Annotated in this window: 13 protein-coding genes and 1 pseudogene; 8 read left to right on the forward strand and 6 right to left on the reverse strand. The window is 53.9% G+C overall.

The genetic code is table 11. From position 1 onward, the window contains the following. Positions 1–131: 131 nt before the first annotated feature. Positions 132–857 carry a 4'-phosphopantetheinyl transferase family protein gene (locus tag AFK24_RS21145; RefSeq protein WP_205884877.1) on the forward strand — a complete coding sequence of 242 codons (726 nt, stop codon included), beginning with the start codon at positions 132–134 and terminating at the stop codon, positions 855–857. Between the two features lie 298 nt (positions 858–1,155). Here the strand turns inward: AFK24_RS21145 and fhuF are convergent, their stop codons facing one another. The 3 genes from fhuF to AFK24_RS21160 form a co-directional block, all read right to left on the reverse strand. Then, the gene (gene fhuF, locus AFK24_RS21150; RefSeq protein WP_065835084.1) at positions 1,156–1,878 is read right to left on the reverse strand and encodes a siderophore-iron reductase FhuF; all 723 of its coding nucleotides are present in this window, start codon (positions 1,876–1,878) and stop codon (positions 1,156–1,158) included. After that, positions 1,836–3,446 carry an ATP-binding protein gene (locus tag AFK24_RS21155; protein WP_065835085.1) on the reverse strand — a complete coding sequence of 537 codons (1,611 nt, stop codon included), beginning with the start codon at positions 3,444–3,446 and terminating at the stop codon, positions 1,836–1,838. The genes fhuF and AFK24_RS21155 overlap by 43 nt, the downstream gene beginning before the upstream one ends. A 231-nt stretch (positions 3,447–3,677) precedes the next feature. Continuing rightward, the gene (locus AFK24_RS21160) at positions 3,678–4,403 is read right to left on the reverse strand and encodes a response regulator transcription factor (protein WP_065835086.1); all 726 of its coding nucleotides are present in this window, start codon (positions 4,401–4,403) and stop codon (positions 3,678–3,680) included. Positions 4,404–5,132: 729 nt separating this feature from the next. On the opposite strand from AFK24_RS21160, the gene AFK24_RS21165 reads away from it, so the two are divergent. The 6 genes and pseudogenes from AFK24_RS21165 to AFK24_RS21185 all read left to right on the forward strand — a co-directional run. Further along, positions 5,133–8,045 (forward strand): ribonucleoside-diphosphate reductase subunit alpha, encoded by a 2,913-nt coding sequence (locus AFK24_RS21165; protein ID WP_065835087.1) that lies wholly within the window; start codon positions 5,133–5,135, stop codon positions 8,043–8,045. 220 nt (positions 8,046–8,265) lie between these two features. Further along, a complete protein-coding gene (locus tag AFK24_RS30910; protein ID WP_139110554.1) occupies positions 8,266–8,436 on the forward strand; it encodes a YhfG family protein in 171 nt (56 codons plus the stop codon). After that, positions 8,436–9,035: a putative adenosine monophosphate-protein transferase Fic gene (locus AFK24_RS21170; protein WP_065835088.1), complete on the forward strand. Its 600-nt coding sequence runs from the start codon at positions 8,436–8,438 to the stop codon at positions 9,033–9,035. Before AFK24_RS30910 ends, AFK24_RS21170 begins: the two co-directional genes overlap by 1 nt. Before the next feature lie 613 nt (positions 9,036–9,648). Continuing rightward, entirely contained in the window at positions 9,649–10,896 is a 1,248-nt protein-coding gene (locus AFK24_RS21175; RefSeq protein ID WP_065835089.1) for a ribonucleotide-diphosphate reductase subunit beta, read from the forward strand. Positions 10,897–11,109: 213 nt separating this feature from the next. Next, positions 11,110–11,571: an aminoglycoside 6'-N-acetyltransferase gene (gene aac(6') / locus AFK24_RS21180; RefSeq protein ID WP_065835090.1), complete on the forward strand. Its 462-nt coding sequence runs from the start codon at positions 11,110–11,112 to the stop codon at positions 11,569–11,571. A gap of 7 nt (positions 11,572–11,578) precedes the next feature. Further along, positions 11,579–11,902 (forward strand): annotated as a pseudogene (locus AFK24_RS21185) (ribonucleotide-diphosphate reductase subunit beta); the annotation flags it as partial. 104 nt (positions 11,903–12,006) lie between these two features. Here the strand turns inward: AFK24_RS21185 and AFK24_RS21190 are convergent. From AFK24_RS21190 to AFK24_RS30105, 3 genes are read right to left on the reverse strand one after another with little or no spacing between them, the layout of a single operon-like run. Beyond that, positions 12,007–13,065: a DUF262 domain-containing protein gene (locus AFK24_RS21190; protein ID WP_065835092.1), complete on the reverse strand. Its 1,059-nt coding sequence runs from the start codon at positions 13,063–13,065 to the stop codon at positions 12,007–12,009. Next, a complete protein-coding gene (locus tag AFK24_RS21195) occupies positions 13,065–13,649 on the reverse strand; it encodes a hypothetical protein (protein WP_065835093.1) in 585 nt (194 codons plus the stop codon). Before AFK24_RS21195 ends, AFK24_RS21190 begins: the two co-directional genes overlap by 1 nt. A gap of 39 nt (positions 13,650–13,688) precedes the next feature. Next, positions 13,689–15,299, reverse strand: coding sequence for a DNA cytosine methyltransferase (locus AFK24_RS30105; protein WP_240500421.1), 1,611 nt, complete (start codon positions 15,297–15,299; stop codon positions 13,689–13,691). A gap of 60 nt (positions 15,300–15,359) precedes the next feature. Here AFK24_RS30105 and AFK24_RS30110 point away from each other — a divergent pair, with 60 nt between their 5' ends. Further along, positions 15,360–15,764, forward strand: coding sequence for a very short patch repair endonuclease (locus AFK24_RS30110; protein WP_346424282.1), 405 nt, complete (start codon positions 15,360–15,362; stop codon positions 15,762–15,764). The last annotated feature ends 5 nt before the right edge of the window (positions 15,765–15,769 follow it).

Raw genomic sequence — 15,769 nt, forward strand, 5'->3', positions numbered from 1 at the left:
CTTGCTCGCGAAAGGGCAAGTACATCCGGAAGATATTCCGGACCTCAACCACTGCCTTCGCGAGCAAGCTCGCTCCCACCGCGTATTCACCGCCCTTCCCCATTTCCCATTCCCCCGGCAAAATGCCGACCATGACTCAAACCACGACACTGCCCGCCTGCTGCCCCGCGCTGACTCATCATTGGCCATTGCCTCAAATCCTGGACGGCACGGTGTTGGTGAGCGGTCGTTTCAATCCTGCTCAACTGCTGGAAGGCGATTTCCAGCGCTGCCTGATCTCCCAGCCCGCCAGCATCCAACGCTCGGTCGCCAAGCGGCAGACCGAGTTTCTCGCCGGGCGGTTATGCGCCATGGAAGCCATGCGGCGACTGGATGGGCGGCAATTGGCGCCCGACATGGGTGAAGACCGGGCGCCGATCTGGCCTGCTGATATTTGCGGGTCGATCACCCACAGCACCGGCTGGGCCGCTGCCATCGTGGCCCACAAGCAGCAATGGCGCGGACTGGGGCTGGACACGGAAAATATGCTCAGCCCGGAACGTGCCACGCGACTGGCAGGGGAAATCCTCACACCTGAGGAAATGGCGCAAATGACCGCTGGCCGCGCCGAGCAGATCGCGTTACGGGTCACCCTGACGTTTTCCATCAAGGAAGCGCTGTTCAAGGCGCTGTATCCCATCGTGCAAAAGCGCTTTTACTTCGAACATGCGCAATTGCTGGAATGGTCCGACGACGGCCACGCCCGCCTGCGCCTGCTGACCGACCTGTCCAGCGAATGGCACAACGGCAAGGAGCTGGAGGGGCAATTCAGCGTGCAGGATGCGCATGTGTTGAGTCTGGTGAGTATTGCGGCTTGATAAGGGTTTCACCGATTCCTGACACCACGTTGTCGCGCAGCAGACAATGAACAGGTAGGAGGGGACTTGTCCCCGAAGGCGTCGTCAAATCCCCGACAGTCTCCTTGCCTGACCCATTGCAATCGGGGACAAGTCCCCTCCTACCCAGACTGTGTGAAAACTACTGCGCTCGGCAATACTGCGTTAAAAACAGGCGGAAAATGCTCATTTAGAACACCTAGACTCCGCTTTTCCGCCTGTTTTTGCCTTGTCTTGCCTTCGCTCGTGACGTTTTCACACAGTCTGTACCGATCTTGATCTACGTGCTGCTCGCCAAAAGCGGACAATGCTCACACCGCCCAACCCACTCCACCTGATAACTCAAGCAACAGCTGCGACGCTGACGGCGTGGCGGCTTGCCGATATAGCTCACGGCCTTGAATAACGGGTTAGGCCGTCCATCCGGTCGCTTTTTGAGATTGAGCAGCGCATAGCCGTCATCCAGTGATTGGTCGGTTAACGGGCGCAACTGGTGCAGGCAGGTTTCCAGATAATCCCCGGCGTTGCCCCACAGAACGCTGCTCGCCACACCGCCGTAATCCGCTAATGCCGCAATGAACGGCTGCAAATTGTCATCAAGCAATTCGGCAAAAGGCTCAGGACTTTCAAGTCGACAAACCCGGCCCGCACCGAGCCAGACCCCTGCGGGCAAGCCGCGCTCATCCAGCGCCAGCCTCACCTGTTCAAGCGCCAGCGGCCAGCGCCAGTCGCCCAGCAAACTGCCGACCAGCACCGGCGCAATCAACTGCATGAAGTAATACTTGGACCATTGGGACACCAACACCGGGAAATGGCTGGCGATCAATTCCGGGCCGTAGACCTTCAACAGCAGCGCATCCAGCACCTCGGGCCTGAGCAGTTCCGGCACGCCGTGCAACGGCTGTGCAGTGTCGGCGGCCAGCAGCGTGCGTCCGAAGGGTTGCAGCGCACCCACGAACTTCATTGCGGCTCCTGCGTGCGCGGCCAGGCCAGGCTGAAACATGCGCCGCCCAGGCTGGAACTGCGGCCGATCAAGGCCCGGCCGCCATGCCAATGGATGATGCGCCGAACGATCGACAGCCCCAAACCATGGCCGCCGGAGGCGCGGGTGCGGCTGTCGTCGAGGCGCATGAAGGGTGTGAAGATGCGGTCCCAGGCGCTTTCGGGAATGCCCGGCCCGTCGTCTTCGATATCGATTCGGCAACGCTCCGGCGACAGTTCGAAGCTGATCCGCACCTCGGATTCAGCATGACGCATCGCATTGCTCACCAGATTCTGCAGCGCCCGATGCAGGTAACGCGGCTCGGCCTCAACCCAGGCGGTCTCGCCCTCGGCAAGCTCGGCACAGACGCCGCGCGACACGCGCACATCGGCGCGCAATGGCGCCAGCTCGGCAATCACCTGATCAAGCAAACGCTGCAAATCAATGCTCTGGAAATTCAGGGTCGGCGCGCCCTGTTCCAGGCGCGCATAGGTCAGCATTTCATCAACCAGCTTGTCGAGGTCCTGGATATCGCTGTCCATGCCGACCATGTATTTATGCCGGGTTTCAGGAGTCGTGGCGTCGCCGATCATTTCCAGCCCGAAGCGCAGGCGCGCCACGGGCGTGCGCAGCTCATGGGAGACGGCGCGCACCAGTTCGCGCTGAATGGTCAGGGAGCGTTGCAAGTGCTCGGCCATGCCGTTGAACGCCACTGCCAGCCGACCGACCGAATCCGCGCCGGAGTCCGGCACTCGGGTTTCCAGGCTGCCCTGAGCGATCAACGTGGCGGCGGCCTCCAGCTCCAGCAGGCGTCGCTCAAGGCGACGCACCAGCAAATACACCACCAGACCGATCAAACACAGCCCAAGAAAAGCGATCAACACCAGCAACTCGGGCGGATACGGGCTCATCTGATACAGCGGACCGATTTCCAGCACCCAGGGCGTGTCGACGATGCCAGCAAACACCCGGATCGAATCGCCGCCCTTGCCCAGCGCCATGACCGTATCGCCCTCGTAAACCCGGCGGCGCTGATCATCATCCACGTCGGCCTTGTCCAGCGGGATCAGCTGCAGATCGAAACCGAAGCCTTTGCTCAGGCGCAGCGCTTCGAGGCGGGCCGGCTGCTCGGCGACCGGGAAACGCACCAGTTCATCGATCAATAAGAAAATCGTCGCCCGCGCCAGCTGCTCGGTGATCTGCTGCACTTCGCCGGTCAGCAGCAACGGCTCGCTGTTGCTGATCTGCCGGTAAACCTTGGCGGCGTGCGGGCCAGTCTGCTCCACCACCACTTGCCCGCGTTGCAGACGATTGCGCGTGCCGCCGCTCACGTGCGCCTGCTCGGCGGTTTGCAGGCTCAGCGGTATGCCCAGCAACCGCTCCCACACCGCCAGGGCACGATGACGTTCGATAGCATCCATCAGTTGCAGATTGTCGGCCATCAACGCAAACGTGCCGTGGGCCAGCTGATCACGGTACTGCTCGGTGCGGACCTGATTGAGCAGGTGCAGGCTCAACACGCCCAGCAGTGCGACCAGAACGAGCACGCCCAGCATGCCGCCGTAGATGCGCAGGAAGATTGAGTTCATAAGAAGATGATTTTCTGTGGGAGCGAACGTGTTCGCGAAAGCGGTGTGTCAGGCGACGATGCACTCACTGGTCGGGCCTCTTCGCGAATAAATTCGCTCCTACAATTTCGAAATCGGCGCGGCCCTGTAGGACCGGATTTATCCGGGAGGACGTCGGTGCAGTCAGCGAGACAGCCGGAGCCTGTCCCGGCCTCTTCGCGGGCAAGCCTCGCTCCAACGACGCGTTGCCCATCATGAAAGCGGCATCGCCTGCGCCGCTTCCGGCACGAATAGATAGCCCTTGCTGCGCACGGTCTTGATCAGGCGTGGATGGTCTGGATCGTCGCCAATCCTGGGGCGAATGCGCGAGATGCGTACGTCTATCGAGCGGTCCTGGCCGTCGTAACCGAAACCACGCAGCGCGGTGAAGATTTCTTCCCGGGACAGAATCCGCCCGGCATTGGCCACCAACAACCAAAGCAGATCGAACTCAGCGCTGGTCAGGTCGATACTGCGGCCCTGCAACCAGGCTTCACGCAATGCGTTGTCGACCACCAGCGGACCGAACACCAGCCGCCGCAATTCGCCAGCCGGAGCCTGCGGCGGTTCGCTGCGACGCAACAGCGCATGAATCCGCGCCAGCAGCACGCGCGGATGCACCGGCTTGCAGACAAAATCATCCGCGCCGGTGTCCAGTCCCTGGATTTGATCGGAATCGTCGGTACGCGCCGTGAGCATCAGGATCGGCCCGTCGAAGCGGTCGCGCACCTTGCGACAGATACTCAGGCCATCTTCGCCGGGCAGCATCAGGTCCAGAATCACCAGATCAGGCTGTTCCTCAAGGATCCGCGCAGCCGCCAGGGCGCCGTCACCTTCGATGCTGACCCGCAAACCGTTGTTCTCAAGGTAATCGCGGGTCAGCTCGGCCAGACGCCGGTCATCCTCGACAATCAATACGTGCCAGGCTTCTCGCTCCACAAGGGGCCTCTTGAGCTGTTGTTCTTATTAATGAGCTTTTGCCAGCCGAAATGGGCCAAACCGGAGCGCAATTGGCAGCGAGTGTAGCAACCGTCCGCACCAAGCACACCACATGCCAGATCGGGCTTGCGAGATGCATTTTTTGTGATAGGGTTCGCGCCCGCAAAAAACCCTCGGCAGCTGTAAAAAATCGTTAACAAGCATGACAAACGGTCAGGTCCAGTAGTTCTGCGGCCTACACGCAGTTTGGGCATTTCATACAGGATTTACACACAGCTTTATCCACAGATCATGCGTTGCAATTGATGTCCAAAACGCATTATCTTGTAGCCCGACGCGAAAAAAACCCTACATATAGGGTTTTGCGATAAAAACCCAACACAAGTAGAACGGGAATTTCAAGCATTTTTCTCAAGGTTTGTAGGGTGAACCAAAGGCCCGATTGGTGGCCAAAGCTTCTCCCGCCAGAGCCTGAGCTGCACGTCCCGTTGACTACGGCAGATCAGTACATTTGTTGCAATATAAAACGAGCACGCTTCCAGAGATTTCCCAGAGGTAACGAGCAACGATTCGTTACCTTTTTTGACTTCAAAGCCGGGACGGCGCGATCCGCCGTCCTTTATCCATTTTGAAGTCGTTACAGCCGACCTTTGTCGACTGAATGCCTTCAAGACGGAACGGTGGGTACGGACCAGTACCCAAACAAACTTAAAGAACGTGGAGACACCCATGCAAACAGACACAACTCGCGAGAACTCGCCGAACCCGGCGCCGCAGTCAGGCCAATCGCAACAGGACCTGTCCGCGACCGCTCCCGGCCAGCTGCGCGTGATCAAGCGTAACGGCACCGTCGTCCCGTACACAGATGACAAAATCACCGTCGCCATCACCAAAGCGTTTCTCGCAGTTGAGGGCGGTACCGCCGCTGCGTCTTCGCGTATCCACGACACCGTTGCGCGCCTGACCGAACAAGTCAGCGCTACCTTCAAGCGTCGCATGCCTTCGGGCGGCACCATCCACATCGAAGAAATCCAGGATCAGGTCGAACTGGCCCTGATGCGCGCCGGCGAGCAGAAAGTCGCCCGCGACTACGTGATCTACCGTGATTCCCGCGCCAAGGAACGTGCCGTCCGCACCAGCGAAGCACCGGTCCAGGCGCACCCATCGATCCGCATCACCCGCGCCGACGGCAGCGTTGCGCCGCTGGACATGGGTCGCCTGAACACCATCGTCACTGAAGCCTGCGAAGGGCTGGAAGAAGTCGATGCGAACCTGATCCAGAGCGAAACCCTGAAAAACCTGTACGACGGCGTGGCGCTCAAAGACGTCAACACCGCACTGGTGATGACCGCGCGTACCCTGGTCGAACGTGAGCCGAACTACTCGTTCGTCACCGCCCGCCTGCTGATGGACACCCTGCGTGCCGAAGGCCTGAGTTTCCTGGAAGTCGCCGACAGCGCCACTCACCACGAAATGGTCGACCTGTACGCCAAGGCCCTGCCTTCGTACATCGCCAAAGGCATTCAATACGAACTGCTCAACCCGATCCTGGCCAGCTTCGACCTTGAGAAACTGGGCAAGGCGATCAACCACGAGCGCGATCAGCAGTTCACGTACCTGGGCCTGCAAACCCTGTACGACCGTTACTTCATCCACAAGGATGGCGTGCGTTTCGAACTGCCGCAGATCTTCTTCATGCGTGTGGCCATGGGCCTGGCGATCGAAGAGAACGCCAGGGAAGATCGCGCCATCGAGTTCTACAACCTGTTGTCGTCCTTCGACTACATGTCCTCGACGCCGACCCTGTTCAACGCCGGTACTCTGCGTCCGCAGCTGTCCAGCTGCTACCTGACCACCGTGCCGGATGACCTGTCGGGCATCTACCACGCGATCCACGACAACGCCATGTTGTCCAAATTCGCAGGCGGCCTGGGCAACGACTGGACGCCGGTTCGTGCGCTGGGCTCTTACATCAAGGGCACCAACGGCAAATCCCAGGGCGTCGTGCCGTTCCTGAAAGTCGTCAACGACACCGCCGTAGCAGTCAACCAGGGCGGCAAGCGCAAAGGCGCTGTGTGTGCATACCTGGAAACCTGGCACATGGACATCGAAGAGTTCATCGAGCTGCGCAAGAACACCGGTGATGATCGCCGTCGTACCCACGACATGAACACCGCCAACTGGATCCCTGACCTGTTCATGAAGCGCGTCTTCGATGACGGCCCGTGGACCCTGTTCTCGCCATCGGAAGTGCCGGATCTGCACGACCTGACCGGCAAGGCGTTCCAGGAGCGTTACGAGTACTACGAAGCGCTGACCGAATACCCAGGCAAAGTGAAACTGTTCAAGACCATCCAGGCCAAGGATCTGTGGCGCAAGATGCTCTCGATGCTGTTCGAAACCGGCCACCCATGGTTGACCTTCAAAGACCCGTGCAACCTGCGCAGCCCGCAGCAGCACGTGGGCGTGGTCCACAGCTCGAACCTGTGCACCGAGATCACCCTGAACACCAACAAGGACGAGATTGCCGTCTGCAACCTGGGCTCGATCAACCTGCCGAACCACATCGTCGACGGCAAGCTGGACACCGACAAGCTCAAGCGCACCATCGACGTTGCCGTGCGCATGCTCGATAACGTGATCGACATCAACTACTACTCGGTGCCGCAAGCCAAGAACTCCAACCTGCGCCACCGTCCGGTTGGCCTGGGCATCATGGGCTTCCAGGACGCGCTGTACCTGCAACACATTCCTTACGGCTCCGATGCCGCTGTGGAATTCGCCGACCGTTCCATGGAAGCCGTCAGCTACTACGCGATCCAGGCTTCCTGCGATCTGGCCGACGAGCGCGGCGCTTACGAGACGTTCCAGGGTTCGCTGTGGTCCAAAGGCATCCTGCCGCTGGATTCGCAACAGATCCTGATCGAACAGCGTGGCCAGAAGTACATCGACGTTGACCTGAACGAAACCCTGGACTGGGCGCCGGTACGTGCCCGTGTGCAGAAAGGCATTCGTAACTCCAACATCATGGCCATCGCACCGACCGCGACCATCGCCAACATCACCGGCGTATCGCAGTCGATCGAACCGACCTACCAGAACCTGTACGTGAAATCGAACCTCTCCGGCGAGTTCACCGTGATCAACCCGTACCTGGTCCGCGACCTTAAAGCCCGCGACCTGTGGGATTCGGTCATGATCAACGACCTGAAGTACTACGATGGTTCCGTACAACAAATCGAACGCATCCCGCAGGAGCTCAAAGAGCTTTACGCGACCGCCTTCGAAGTGGACACCAAGTGGATCGTCGACGCGGCAAGCCGTCGTCAGAAGTGGATCGACCAGGCTCAGTCGCTGAACCTGTACATCGCTGGCGCATCGGGCAAGAAGCTGGACGTGACCTACCGCATGGCTTGGTACCGTGGTCTGAAAACCACTTACTACCTCCGTGCCCTGGCCGCGACCAGCACCGAGAAATCCACCGTCAACACCGGCAAGCTCAACGCAGTATCGAGCGGCGGCCTGGGTCCGGACGACACGGCGATCACCGCCCCGCACCCAACCGAAGCCGCCCCGGCCGGTCCAGCGCCAGTGCCTAAAGCCTGCGCTATCGACGAGCCGGATTGCGAGGCTTGCCAATAAGGCAAAGCCCAGCCCGCTCCCACACGCCCGTGGGAGCGAGCTTGCTCGCGAATAAGGCCAACCCCGCCCCCGTTGGAGCGAGGCTTGCCCGCGAATAAGGCCCGCACGATATAACTGTTGGTATACGCAAAACCCGGGAGCATCAAACCCTCCCGGCCTATCACCGCTCCACCATCCTTTCCGCTACACTGAGCTTCTTTCGAACCTGGAGGTCGCCACCATGCCCACCCCCTCCCTTGCCGCAAAAAAAGCCTATTGCGCTAAAACACGCAGATCAAACTACGCAGCAAGCCTGCGCCTGGAAGGCTTTGATACAACGCCACTAGACGCTGAACGCACACTCGCGTCCCGCGAAGAATTGTTGAAAACCTATCGCAACAAGCAGAGCTGATGCTCGACAAGTACGGCGTCGGTCAGGATCCTTATTGCTATCCCGGCACATCGGTCCTGCGAAATCTTCTTGATCTGACTGATGATCAAACGTTGTCAGAAGCTGAGCGTGCCCTTTCTGAGGTCGCTGCGGATGCCATCGAATTTGCACCACCTCCCTACGACCTTTCTTACCTGCAATCCGTGCATCGCAGATTGTTTGCTGACCTCTATGAATGGGCCGGAGAGCTGCGCACTGTCGACATATCCAAAGACTCAACCCACTTCTGCACGACCAGTCGCATCGAACCCGAAGCTAAAAAGCTATTCACTGACCTTGCCCAAGCTAACTGGTTCCAAGGGCTCGATCGCTCAGCCCTTGTCGCTGCAAGCGCAGAGTTGTTTGGTGACTTGAATGTTGTACATCCTTTCAGAGAAGGCAACGGCCGAGCACAACGCATCCTGTTCGAACACATCATCGTCAATGCGGGATACGAAATCAGCTGGTGGGCAGTGGATGCGCAGGTGTGGCTCCAAGCCAATATTGATGCGGTGGTTTGCGATTACAAAGCGCTGACGGGTGTGTTTGAGCGGTGTGTTGGACAACCAATCAGTAGTTAACTTTCATCATCGATCTGAAATACAGCGAAAACCGTCCGTCGTTTTTGAAGGTGGAATCCTCGGCTGAATCCTTGCGCAAAAACCTCCCATCCCCTGCGAAGCCCTTTATCCCCGGCCTCTCGGAATATTGACCTTAATCAAGCCAGGAATTCTTATCCGGAAACGTACGCAACAGCGATTGCCGTCGAATGGCTCACACTATATGCTGCGTTTCGAAATGTAAAAAAACACCACATAAGGGATTCCGCTTCGTTTTTCGCTCATTTCCCTGTAATTGGGAATGAATGCGCAAACGCGAAAGAAAAAGCGAAAGTCGCCTACCAAAACTCAGTCACGGATGAACAAGTGCCGGGCAAAATCTGTATAATCCCGCGCTCGCTCCAGGGTAATAAAATGACCAATTGCCACAGCAATATCGTCTTACCTGAAAGCATCCTCTACCCGCTTTGCTCGCCTGTGAGGCACCGCCGCCGCGGCAGCAAATCCAGTGAGCGACCGCCTGCTTAATAAGCCGGCCAATCACGAGACCCCGAGTGAATACTCGAAAATTCCGTTGCCAGCGTCATCAACACGACGCAGGCACTACATCCTTTCAAATTCAGGAGCTTCCACCATGCTGAGCTGGGACGAATTCGATAAAGAAGACGGCGAAGTAGTCGCCAAAGCGACCAACGCCGGTCACGCCAACGAAGCCAACATGGACCGCCTCGACAGCGCCGGTGGCGCCGCGGCGACCGAAGCACGCAACATCACCGACAAAGACTCCCCTGCCCTGATCCGCGCGAAAAAAGCGCTGGACGCACTGGACGTCGCTGAAGGCCTGGCCGAACTCGAAGGCGCCAGCGCTCGCGTTGCCGTTGACGAAAAAATGATGATCAACTGCCGCGCCGACCTTAACCAGCTCGTGCCCTTCAAGTACGACTGGGCCTGGCAGAAGTACCTGGACGGTTGCGCAAACCACTGGATGCCGCAAGAAGTCAACATGACCGCCGACATCGCCGTCTGGAAAGACCCGGAAGGCCTGACCGACGACGAGCGCCGCATCGTCATGCGCAACCTGGGCTTCTTCTCCACCGCCGACTCCCTGGTTGCCAACAACCTCGTGCTGGCCGTGTACCGCCTGATCACCAACCCGGAGTGCCGCCAGTACATCCTGCGCCAGGCCTTCGAAGAAGCGATCCACACCCACGCTTACCAGTACTGCATCGAATCGCTGGCCATGGATGAAGGCGAGATCTTCAACATGTACCACGAGATCCCATCGGTCGCGAAAAAAGCCGCCTGGGGTCTGAAATACACCCGTTCGATCTCCGATCCGAAGTTCGAAACCGGCACCGTCGACACCGACAAAGAACTGCTGCGCAACCTGATCGCCTACTACTGCGTTCTGGAAGGCATCTTCTTCTATTGCGGCTTCACCCAGATCCTCTCCATGGGCCGCCGCAACAAAATGACCGGCGTCGCCGAGCAGTTCCAATACATCCTGCGCGACGAATCCATGCACCTGAACTTCGGCATCGACGTGATCAACCAGATCAAAATCGAAAACCCACACCTGTGGGACGCCGAGATGAAGGAAGAAGCCAGCCAGATGATTCTGCAAGGCACCCAACTGGAAATCGAATACGCCCGCGACACCATGCCTCGCGGCGTACTGGGCATGAACGCAGCAATGATGGAGGACTACCTCAAATTCATCGCGAACCGTCGCCTTTCGCAAATCGGTTTGAAAGAAGAGTACCCAGGTACGACCAACCCGTTCCCATGGATGAGCGAAATCATGGACTTGAAGAAAGAGAAGAACTTCTTTGAGACTCGGGTTATTGAGTATCAGACGGGTGGGGCGTTGAGCTGGGATTGATCATCAGGGCTGCAAAGCCCTGAAGCGGTAACCAAAAAGCCAGAAGCGTGATGTGCTTCTGGCTTTTTTATGACCGGCGAAAAATGACCTGATCCTCAGCCCCCTGTAGGAGCGAACTTGTTCGCGATGCGATCTACAGCGCAAAAGCGACCTATCAGGCCTGACTAAGGTTGCCTTATGATTTTCGTCCGTTAATCCCTCGAGACTCCCTCGATGATCAAGCGCTGCACTTTACTTGACTACAACGGCTGGCTACCCCTACGCACAGCCCTGTGGCCCGACTCCGCCGCTGATAGTGATCACGACAAACAGACCATCCTTAGCGAACCAGAACGCTACCTTGTCCTCGTCTTCACGGAGGAAAATGACAACGTTCCAGGCTTTGCCGAAGCCTCAATCCGAGCCGACTACGTCAACGGCACCCACTCCTCGCCCGTGGCCTTTCTCGAAGGCTTGTACGTCCAGCCTGCCAGCCGAGGCCAAGGTATTGCGCGCAAACTCGTAGCAGGCGTTGAACAGTGGGCTGTAGAAATGGGATGCACAGAGTTGGCTTCCGATGCGTTAGTGGAGAATCAGGTGAGCCATTCGATGCATGAGGCTTTGGGGTTTGAGGAGACTGAGCGGGTTGTTTATTTTTTGAAGCGGTTGGGTCTGACCGGGAGAGGTGACAACTAGATAGACCAAAATCGAAAACCCACACCTGTGGGACGCCGAGATGAAAAAAGAAGCCAGCCAGATGATTTTGCAAGGCACCCAACTGGAAATCGAAATCGCCCGCGACACCATGCCGCGCGGCGTACTGGGCATCAACGCCGCAATGATGGAGGACTACCTCAAATTCATCGCGAACCGTCGTCTTTCGCAAATCGGTTTGAAAGAAGAATACCCAGGCACGACTAACCCGTTCCCATGGATGAGCGAAATCATGGACTTGAAGAAAGAGAAGAACTTCTTTGAGATACGGATTATTGAGTATCAGGCTGGTGGGGCGTTGAACTGGGATTAATGAATTAAGGTTTTATTGATTATATTAAAAAAGCCAAGAAGCGTTAGCCTCTTGGCTTTTTATTTAAATACAGCCCTATTTACAGCCAAGCCTAAACCGTCAAATCAGCTTTTAAGTAGAGCCAATAGGTATTTATTTCTCAATTGACGAGCCCTAGTACTGTTAACCGCCTCAGTTGCTGCTAATCGGTAATCATCAGGTAGCTCTTTCTCAAATTTATCTAAAGACTCTCTAACTTTGACAGCCTGCAAAATACCACCTTCGTTAGCGACAAGAACAAAGGCAACAATAAGTGAATAAAAATTCGCTTTATTGAGCCAATAGGACTTCCCTCGAAACCCGAGTTTTAGAAACAACTCAGCGGCAGCCTCTAAAGAATCTACGACAAGATCCTTTCCGTCAAACTTTAGAGCATAGTCATCTAGGTGCTGTATTGCTTTCTCATTTCGATTAGAGAACCCGCCAATAACGGCCGCCATGATATTTAAAACATGCATGAGATTTGTTTTTCTGGCAATTTCATGCGCATTGAAAACACCCTTTTCATTCATAAGCTTGGAAAAATTTTTGACTTTTTTAGAATTTGCCCAAGTAAAAAACTCCTCCGGTATATTCGGATCTTCTCTGAAATCATCTTCTCCACTACGCTCCAAAGAGATATGATCAGACAAGAACTTTGCGACAAGCATATAATCCGAAGTGGAGTATGCGGAAGCCAGCTTTTCGATAGAAGTCAATGAATTAGATGTTCGATTTATGCGCTGAAATATGTCTTGGACTTTAGGATCATCATTCTCTAAATCCAATTCAATCACGGCGACTTCATACTTCAAAAACTCAGCTTTTTGAGTTTCCGGCATTTCACTATATTTAAAACCGTCGACATCTAACTCGCCTAGAATAAAAGAAACAATTGCGTTACTTCTTTGCTGGCCATCCACGATGCATGACGTGGTCGACATTGTCTTGACATCAACCTTACCTTTAGATATGAAAATTTGTGGGAATGGAAAGCCCAGTAGAATCGTCCTGATAAATTCACGTTTATGCACGTCACGCCAAACCAAATTGCGCTGAAAATATGCATCCGGAATCAATCTACCGGAGCGAATATCATTAACCAAATTAAGAAGTGATACAGAACGAACACGATATTCAACCATTAGTAAATATCCTTATCCAAAAATAACTTTATAGTCGATCTTTGCTTTTTCTCGAAAAAAGAATGAGACAAATAAAATGCTACATTTATAGTGCTAAAAAGGCTTCCATGCAACGCAGACAGCTGGCCAAAAAAATCATTGACTTCAGCACGTTTATTACCAGAAGGCATCAAATCAGGTCTAAATATCCCCCTAGATAAATAGTCCAAATAGGTGTCAGATGTAGAGACTCCTCTACGAGAAGGAAAGCGCGTTAGATCTGTATAGTTTCTAGTTGTCGCGCAGACAAGCTCCATATACTTAATAAACAGTCCACTATCAATGATGGCGATATCAAGATCAGAAATGCCGGCCGTAAAACACGTTCCTTTGTGGAAGCTGTGACCCGTTTTCGCAGAGCCTGCCACTTGAACGGATGTTATAGGAATATTGAAAAACATTGAAATAGCATTAAATATACGATACTGCTCCTCCTCAGCGCCGACAAAGGCGTGTGTAGGGTAGCTCAAGTACAGTTTTCTAGCTATCTCATGATAAGGAAGGCCGTGTTTCTTACCTAGGCGAATAGCTTCGAGATAATCCATAATCACCATCCCTAACAAATTATAGTTACAGAGCCCATTTCAACTACAAAACTTCCTCTCAAACACATCTGACACTATAGAAGCAATTTTATACGCAAGTAATGGAGGCACCGCATTTCCCACCTGATGATATTGTTGAGATCGATTGCCATGAAAAAAATAGTTATCCGGAAAAGTCTGAAGTCTGGCAGCTTCGCGAACAGTTAAGCTACGGCACTGCTCAGCGTCGTAGTGGATAAAATAGTGTCCATCTTTCGAAATATGACTAGTTATCGTTGTCGAAGGGGCACTAGAGTACTGAACTCTAAATCGGTCACTAAATTTCCCAGACTCCCAATTTTTGTGAGCGGGAGCTAAACCTGGAAAATTGAACTCCTTATGACCTTTAGGTGAATAACCCTTTACTTTCGTAAATACCGCAGCATAGAGATACCGCCGCAAGTCCGAAACCATATGACCACGGGCGTCATGATTCATCCAACACTTCAATCTACGATCGAGATACCAGCGATCTAACTCTCTATTATTAGTTTTTCCATCCTTAGCAGCACGAGGCACTCGTAACCCGCCAACACTAAGACGAGCTTCAGAAAACCTTTCAAATGATGTTGTTAACGCTGAAAGAAGACTTCTAGTCTCAGATGGATAAGCCTTGAAACTAGCCGATAGAAAGTGATACTGAGAGTTAATAGCATGAACCCAATTTTCATCGGAGTCTGTCTGCTTAGTCAAACGACTTCTGATTTTCGGCAAACTCGAAATTATCTGGTCAACGGTGACAGGCTCTAACACATCAAGCTTTTGATAGACGGGTATCTCCTCATTGCTACCAATAGCGATCCCGAGCAATATAACTCTGTGACGAGCTTGCGGAATTCCATGATGTTCAGCACGGATAATGTAGTTACGTGGATCAATATCTAATACAGTAGACGATGAAAATTGTTGATCACTAACGAATGAGCAGATTTTGTATTTTCTGCCGCTGCCAGGCAAGCCAAGGGCCTTATCTGGATCAGACAAATCCTCAAGTATCTTCTTAAAAATACTTTCCCCGTTAACTTTCGAAGAAAGTATACCTTTTACATTTTCCATGACAAATACTGTAGGACTTCGCTCCTGAATAATCCGAAGATAATCTCGGTACAAAAAATGCCTATGATCATTCTCTGGAGTGTAGTTGGCTTTGCCCATATTCCTAGACCGGCCGGCTACAGAATATGCTTGGCAAGGGGGTCCACCAATTAATACCCATGGCTTTTTTTGATTTAGATTTCTATCAAGAACATTGTCTAGCTCGCTGTCTCCTAATTCAGTCCCAAGCGTAATGCAGTGAGCCTCATCTCCAGCTTCCTCCCACTCTGCTTCTGAATTTTCGGACCACGCCTTTTCGGACAGACCGTTACAGAAATTATAGTAGTCAGTAATCGCAGGACTATCTTTATTTTTTAGTATTCTATAAAAAGCACGGAGTCGGAGAGTCATATGGGCGACTGGATCCATTTCGGCTGACGCGATAATTTTAAAGCGACGCCCACCAAAAAAAGCAGAAAACCCCTCGCCCAGCCCACCCGGCCCTGCAAAAAGATCAACAATCTGGATAGGTTCAGAGGTTTTCATAAAGCCTTCAAAAAATGTATCGTTGGACATGAGAAATTTCTGGGTTCCTGCATAATGGACACCGTAAGCACTGAAGTGCGCTCGCGTATGATGGCGAACATTCAGGGGAGAGATACCCAACCTGAACTAAAAATCCGGAAAATTTTGCATGCTGCCGGATATCGTTTTCGCCTACACTATCGAAGACTTCCTGGCAAGCCTGACATCGTACTGCCACGCTACCGACTATGCATATTTGTTCATGGCTGTTTCTGGCACAGGCACGCTGGGTGTAAATATACAACCTTTCCTAAAACCAGAGTTGATTTTTGGGAAAAAAAATTCAATGACACTGTCGTCCGGGACGAAAAAAATGTAAGTAGCTTATTAGAAAAAGGTTGGCGGGTTTTCGAACTATGGGAATGTGGACTGAAAAATCCAACACTAGACCTTATGAATATAATAGATCAGATACCGGCAACTTCTAAAATACATTTAGTTTGGCCAAGCTACTGATTACG

Origin of the sequence: Pseudomonas syringae, from assembly GCF_001698815.1 — a bacterium.
Classification (GTDB): domain Bacteria; phylum Pseudomonadota; class Gammaproteobacteria; order Pseudomonadales; family Pseudomonadaceae; genus Aquipseudomonas; species Aquipseudomonas syringae_A.

Coding starts and splice junctions, on each gene's coding strand:
- AFK24_RS21145 (WP_205884877.1), top strand. CDS start 132: ATGACTCAAACCACGACACTGCCCGCCTGCTGCCCCGCGCTGACTCAT.
- AFK24_RS21155 (WP_065835085.1), bottom strand. CDS start 3,446: ATGAACTCAATCTTCCTGCGCATCTACGGCGGCATGCTGGGCGTGCTC.
- AFK24_RS30110 (WP_346424282.1), top strand. CDS start 15,360: ATGGCGAACATTCAGGGGAGAGATACCCAACCTGAACTAAAAATCCGG.
- AFK24_RS30910 (WP_139110554.1), top strand. CDS start 8,266: ATGCCCACCCCCTCCCTTGCCGCAAAAAAAGCCTATTGCGCTAAAACA.
- fhuF (WP_065835084.1), bottom strand. CDS start 1,878: ATGTTTCAGCCTGGCCTGGCCGCGCACGCAGGAGCCGCAATGAAGTTC.
- AFK24_RS21175 (WP_065835089.1), top strand. CDS start 9,649: ATGCTGAGCTGGGACGAATTCGATAAAGAAGACGGCGAAGTAGTCGCC.
- AFK24_RS21195 (WP_065835093.1), bottom strand. CDS start 13,649: ATGGATTATCTCGAAGCTATTCGCCTAGGTAAGAAACACGGCCTTCCT.
- AFK24_RS30105 (WP_240500421.1), bottom strand. CDS start 15,299: ATGTCCAACGATACATTTTTTGAAGGCTTTATGAAAACCTCTGAACCT.
- AFK24_RS21190 (WP_065835092.1), bottom strand. CDS start 13,065: ATGGTTGAATATCGTGTTCGTTCTGTATCACTTCTTAATTTGGTTAAT.
- AFK24_RS21170 (WP_065835088.1), top strand. CDS start 8,436: ATGCTCGACAAGTACGGCGTCGGTCAGGATCCTTATTGCTATCCCGGC.
- AFK24_RS21165 (WP_065835087.1), top strand. CDS start 5,133: ATGCAAACAGACACAACTCGCGAGAACTCGCCGAACCCGGCGCCGCAG.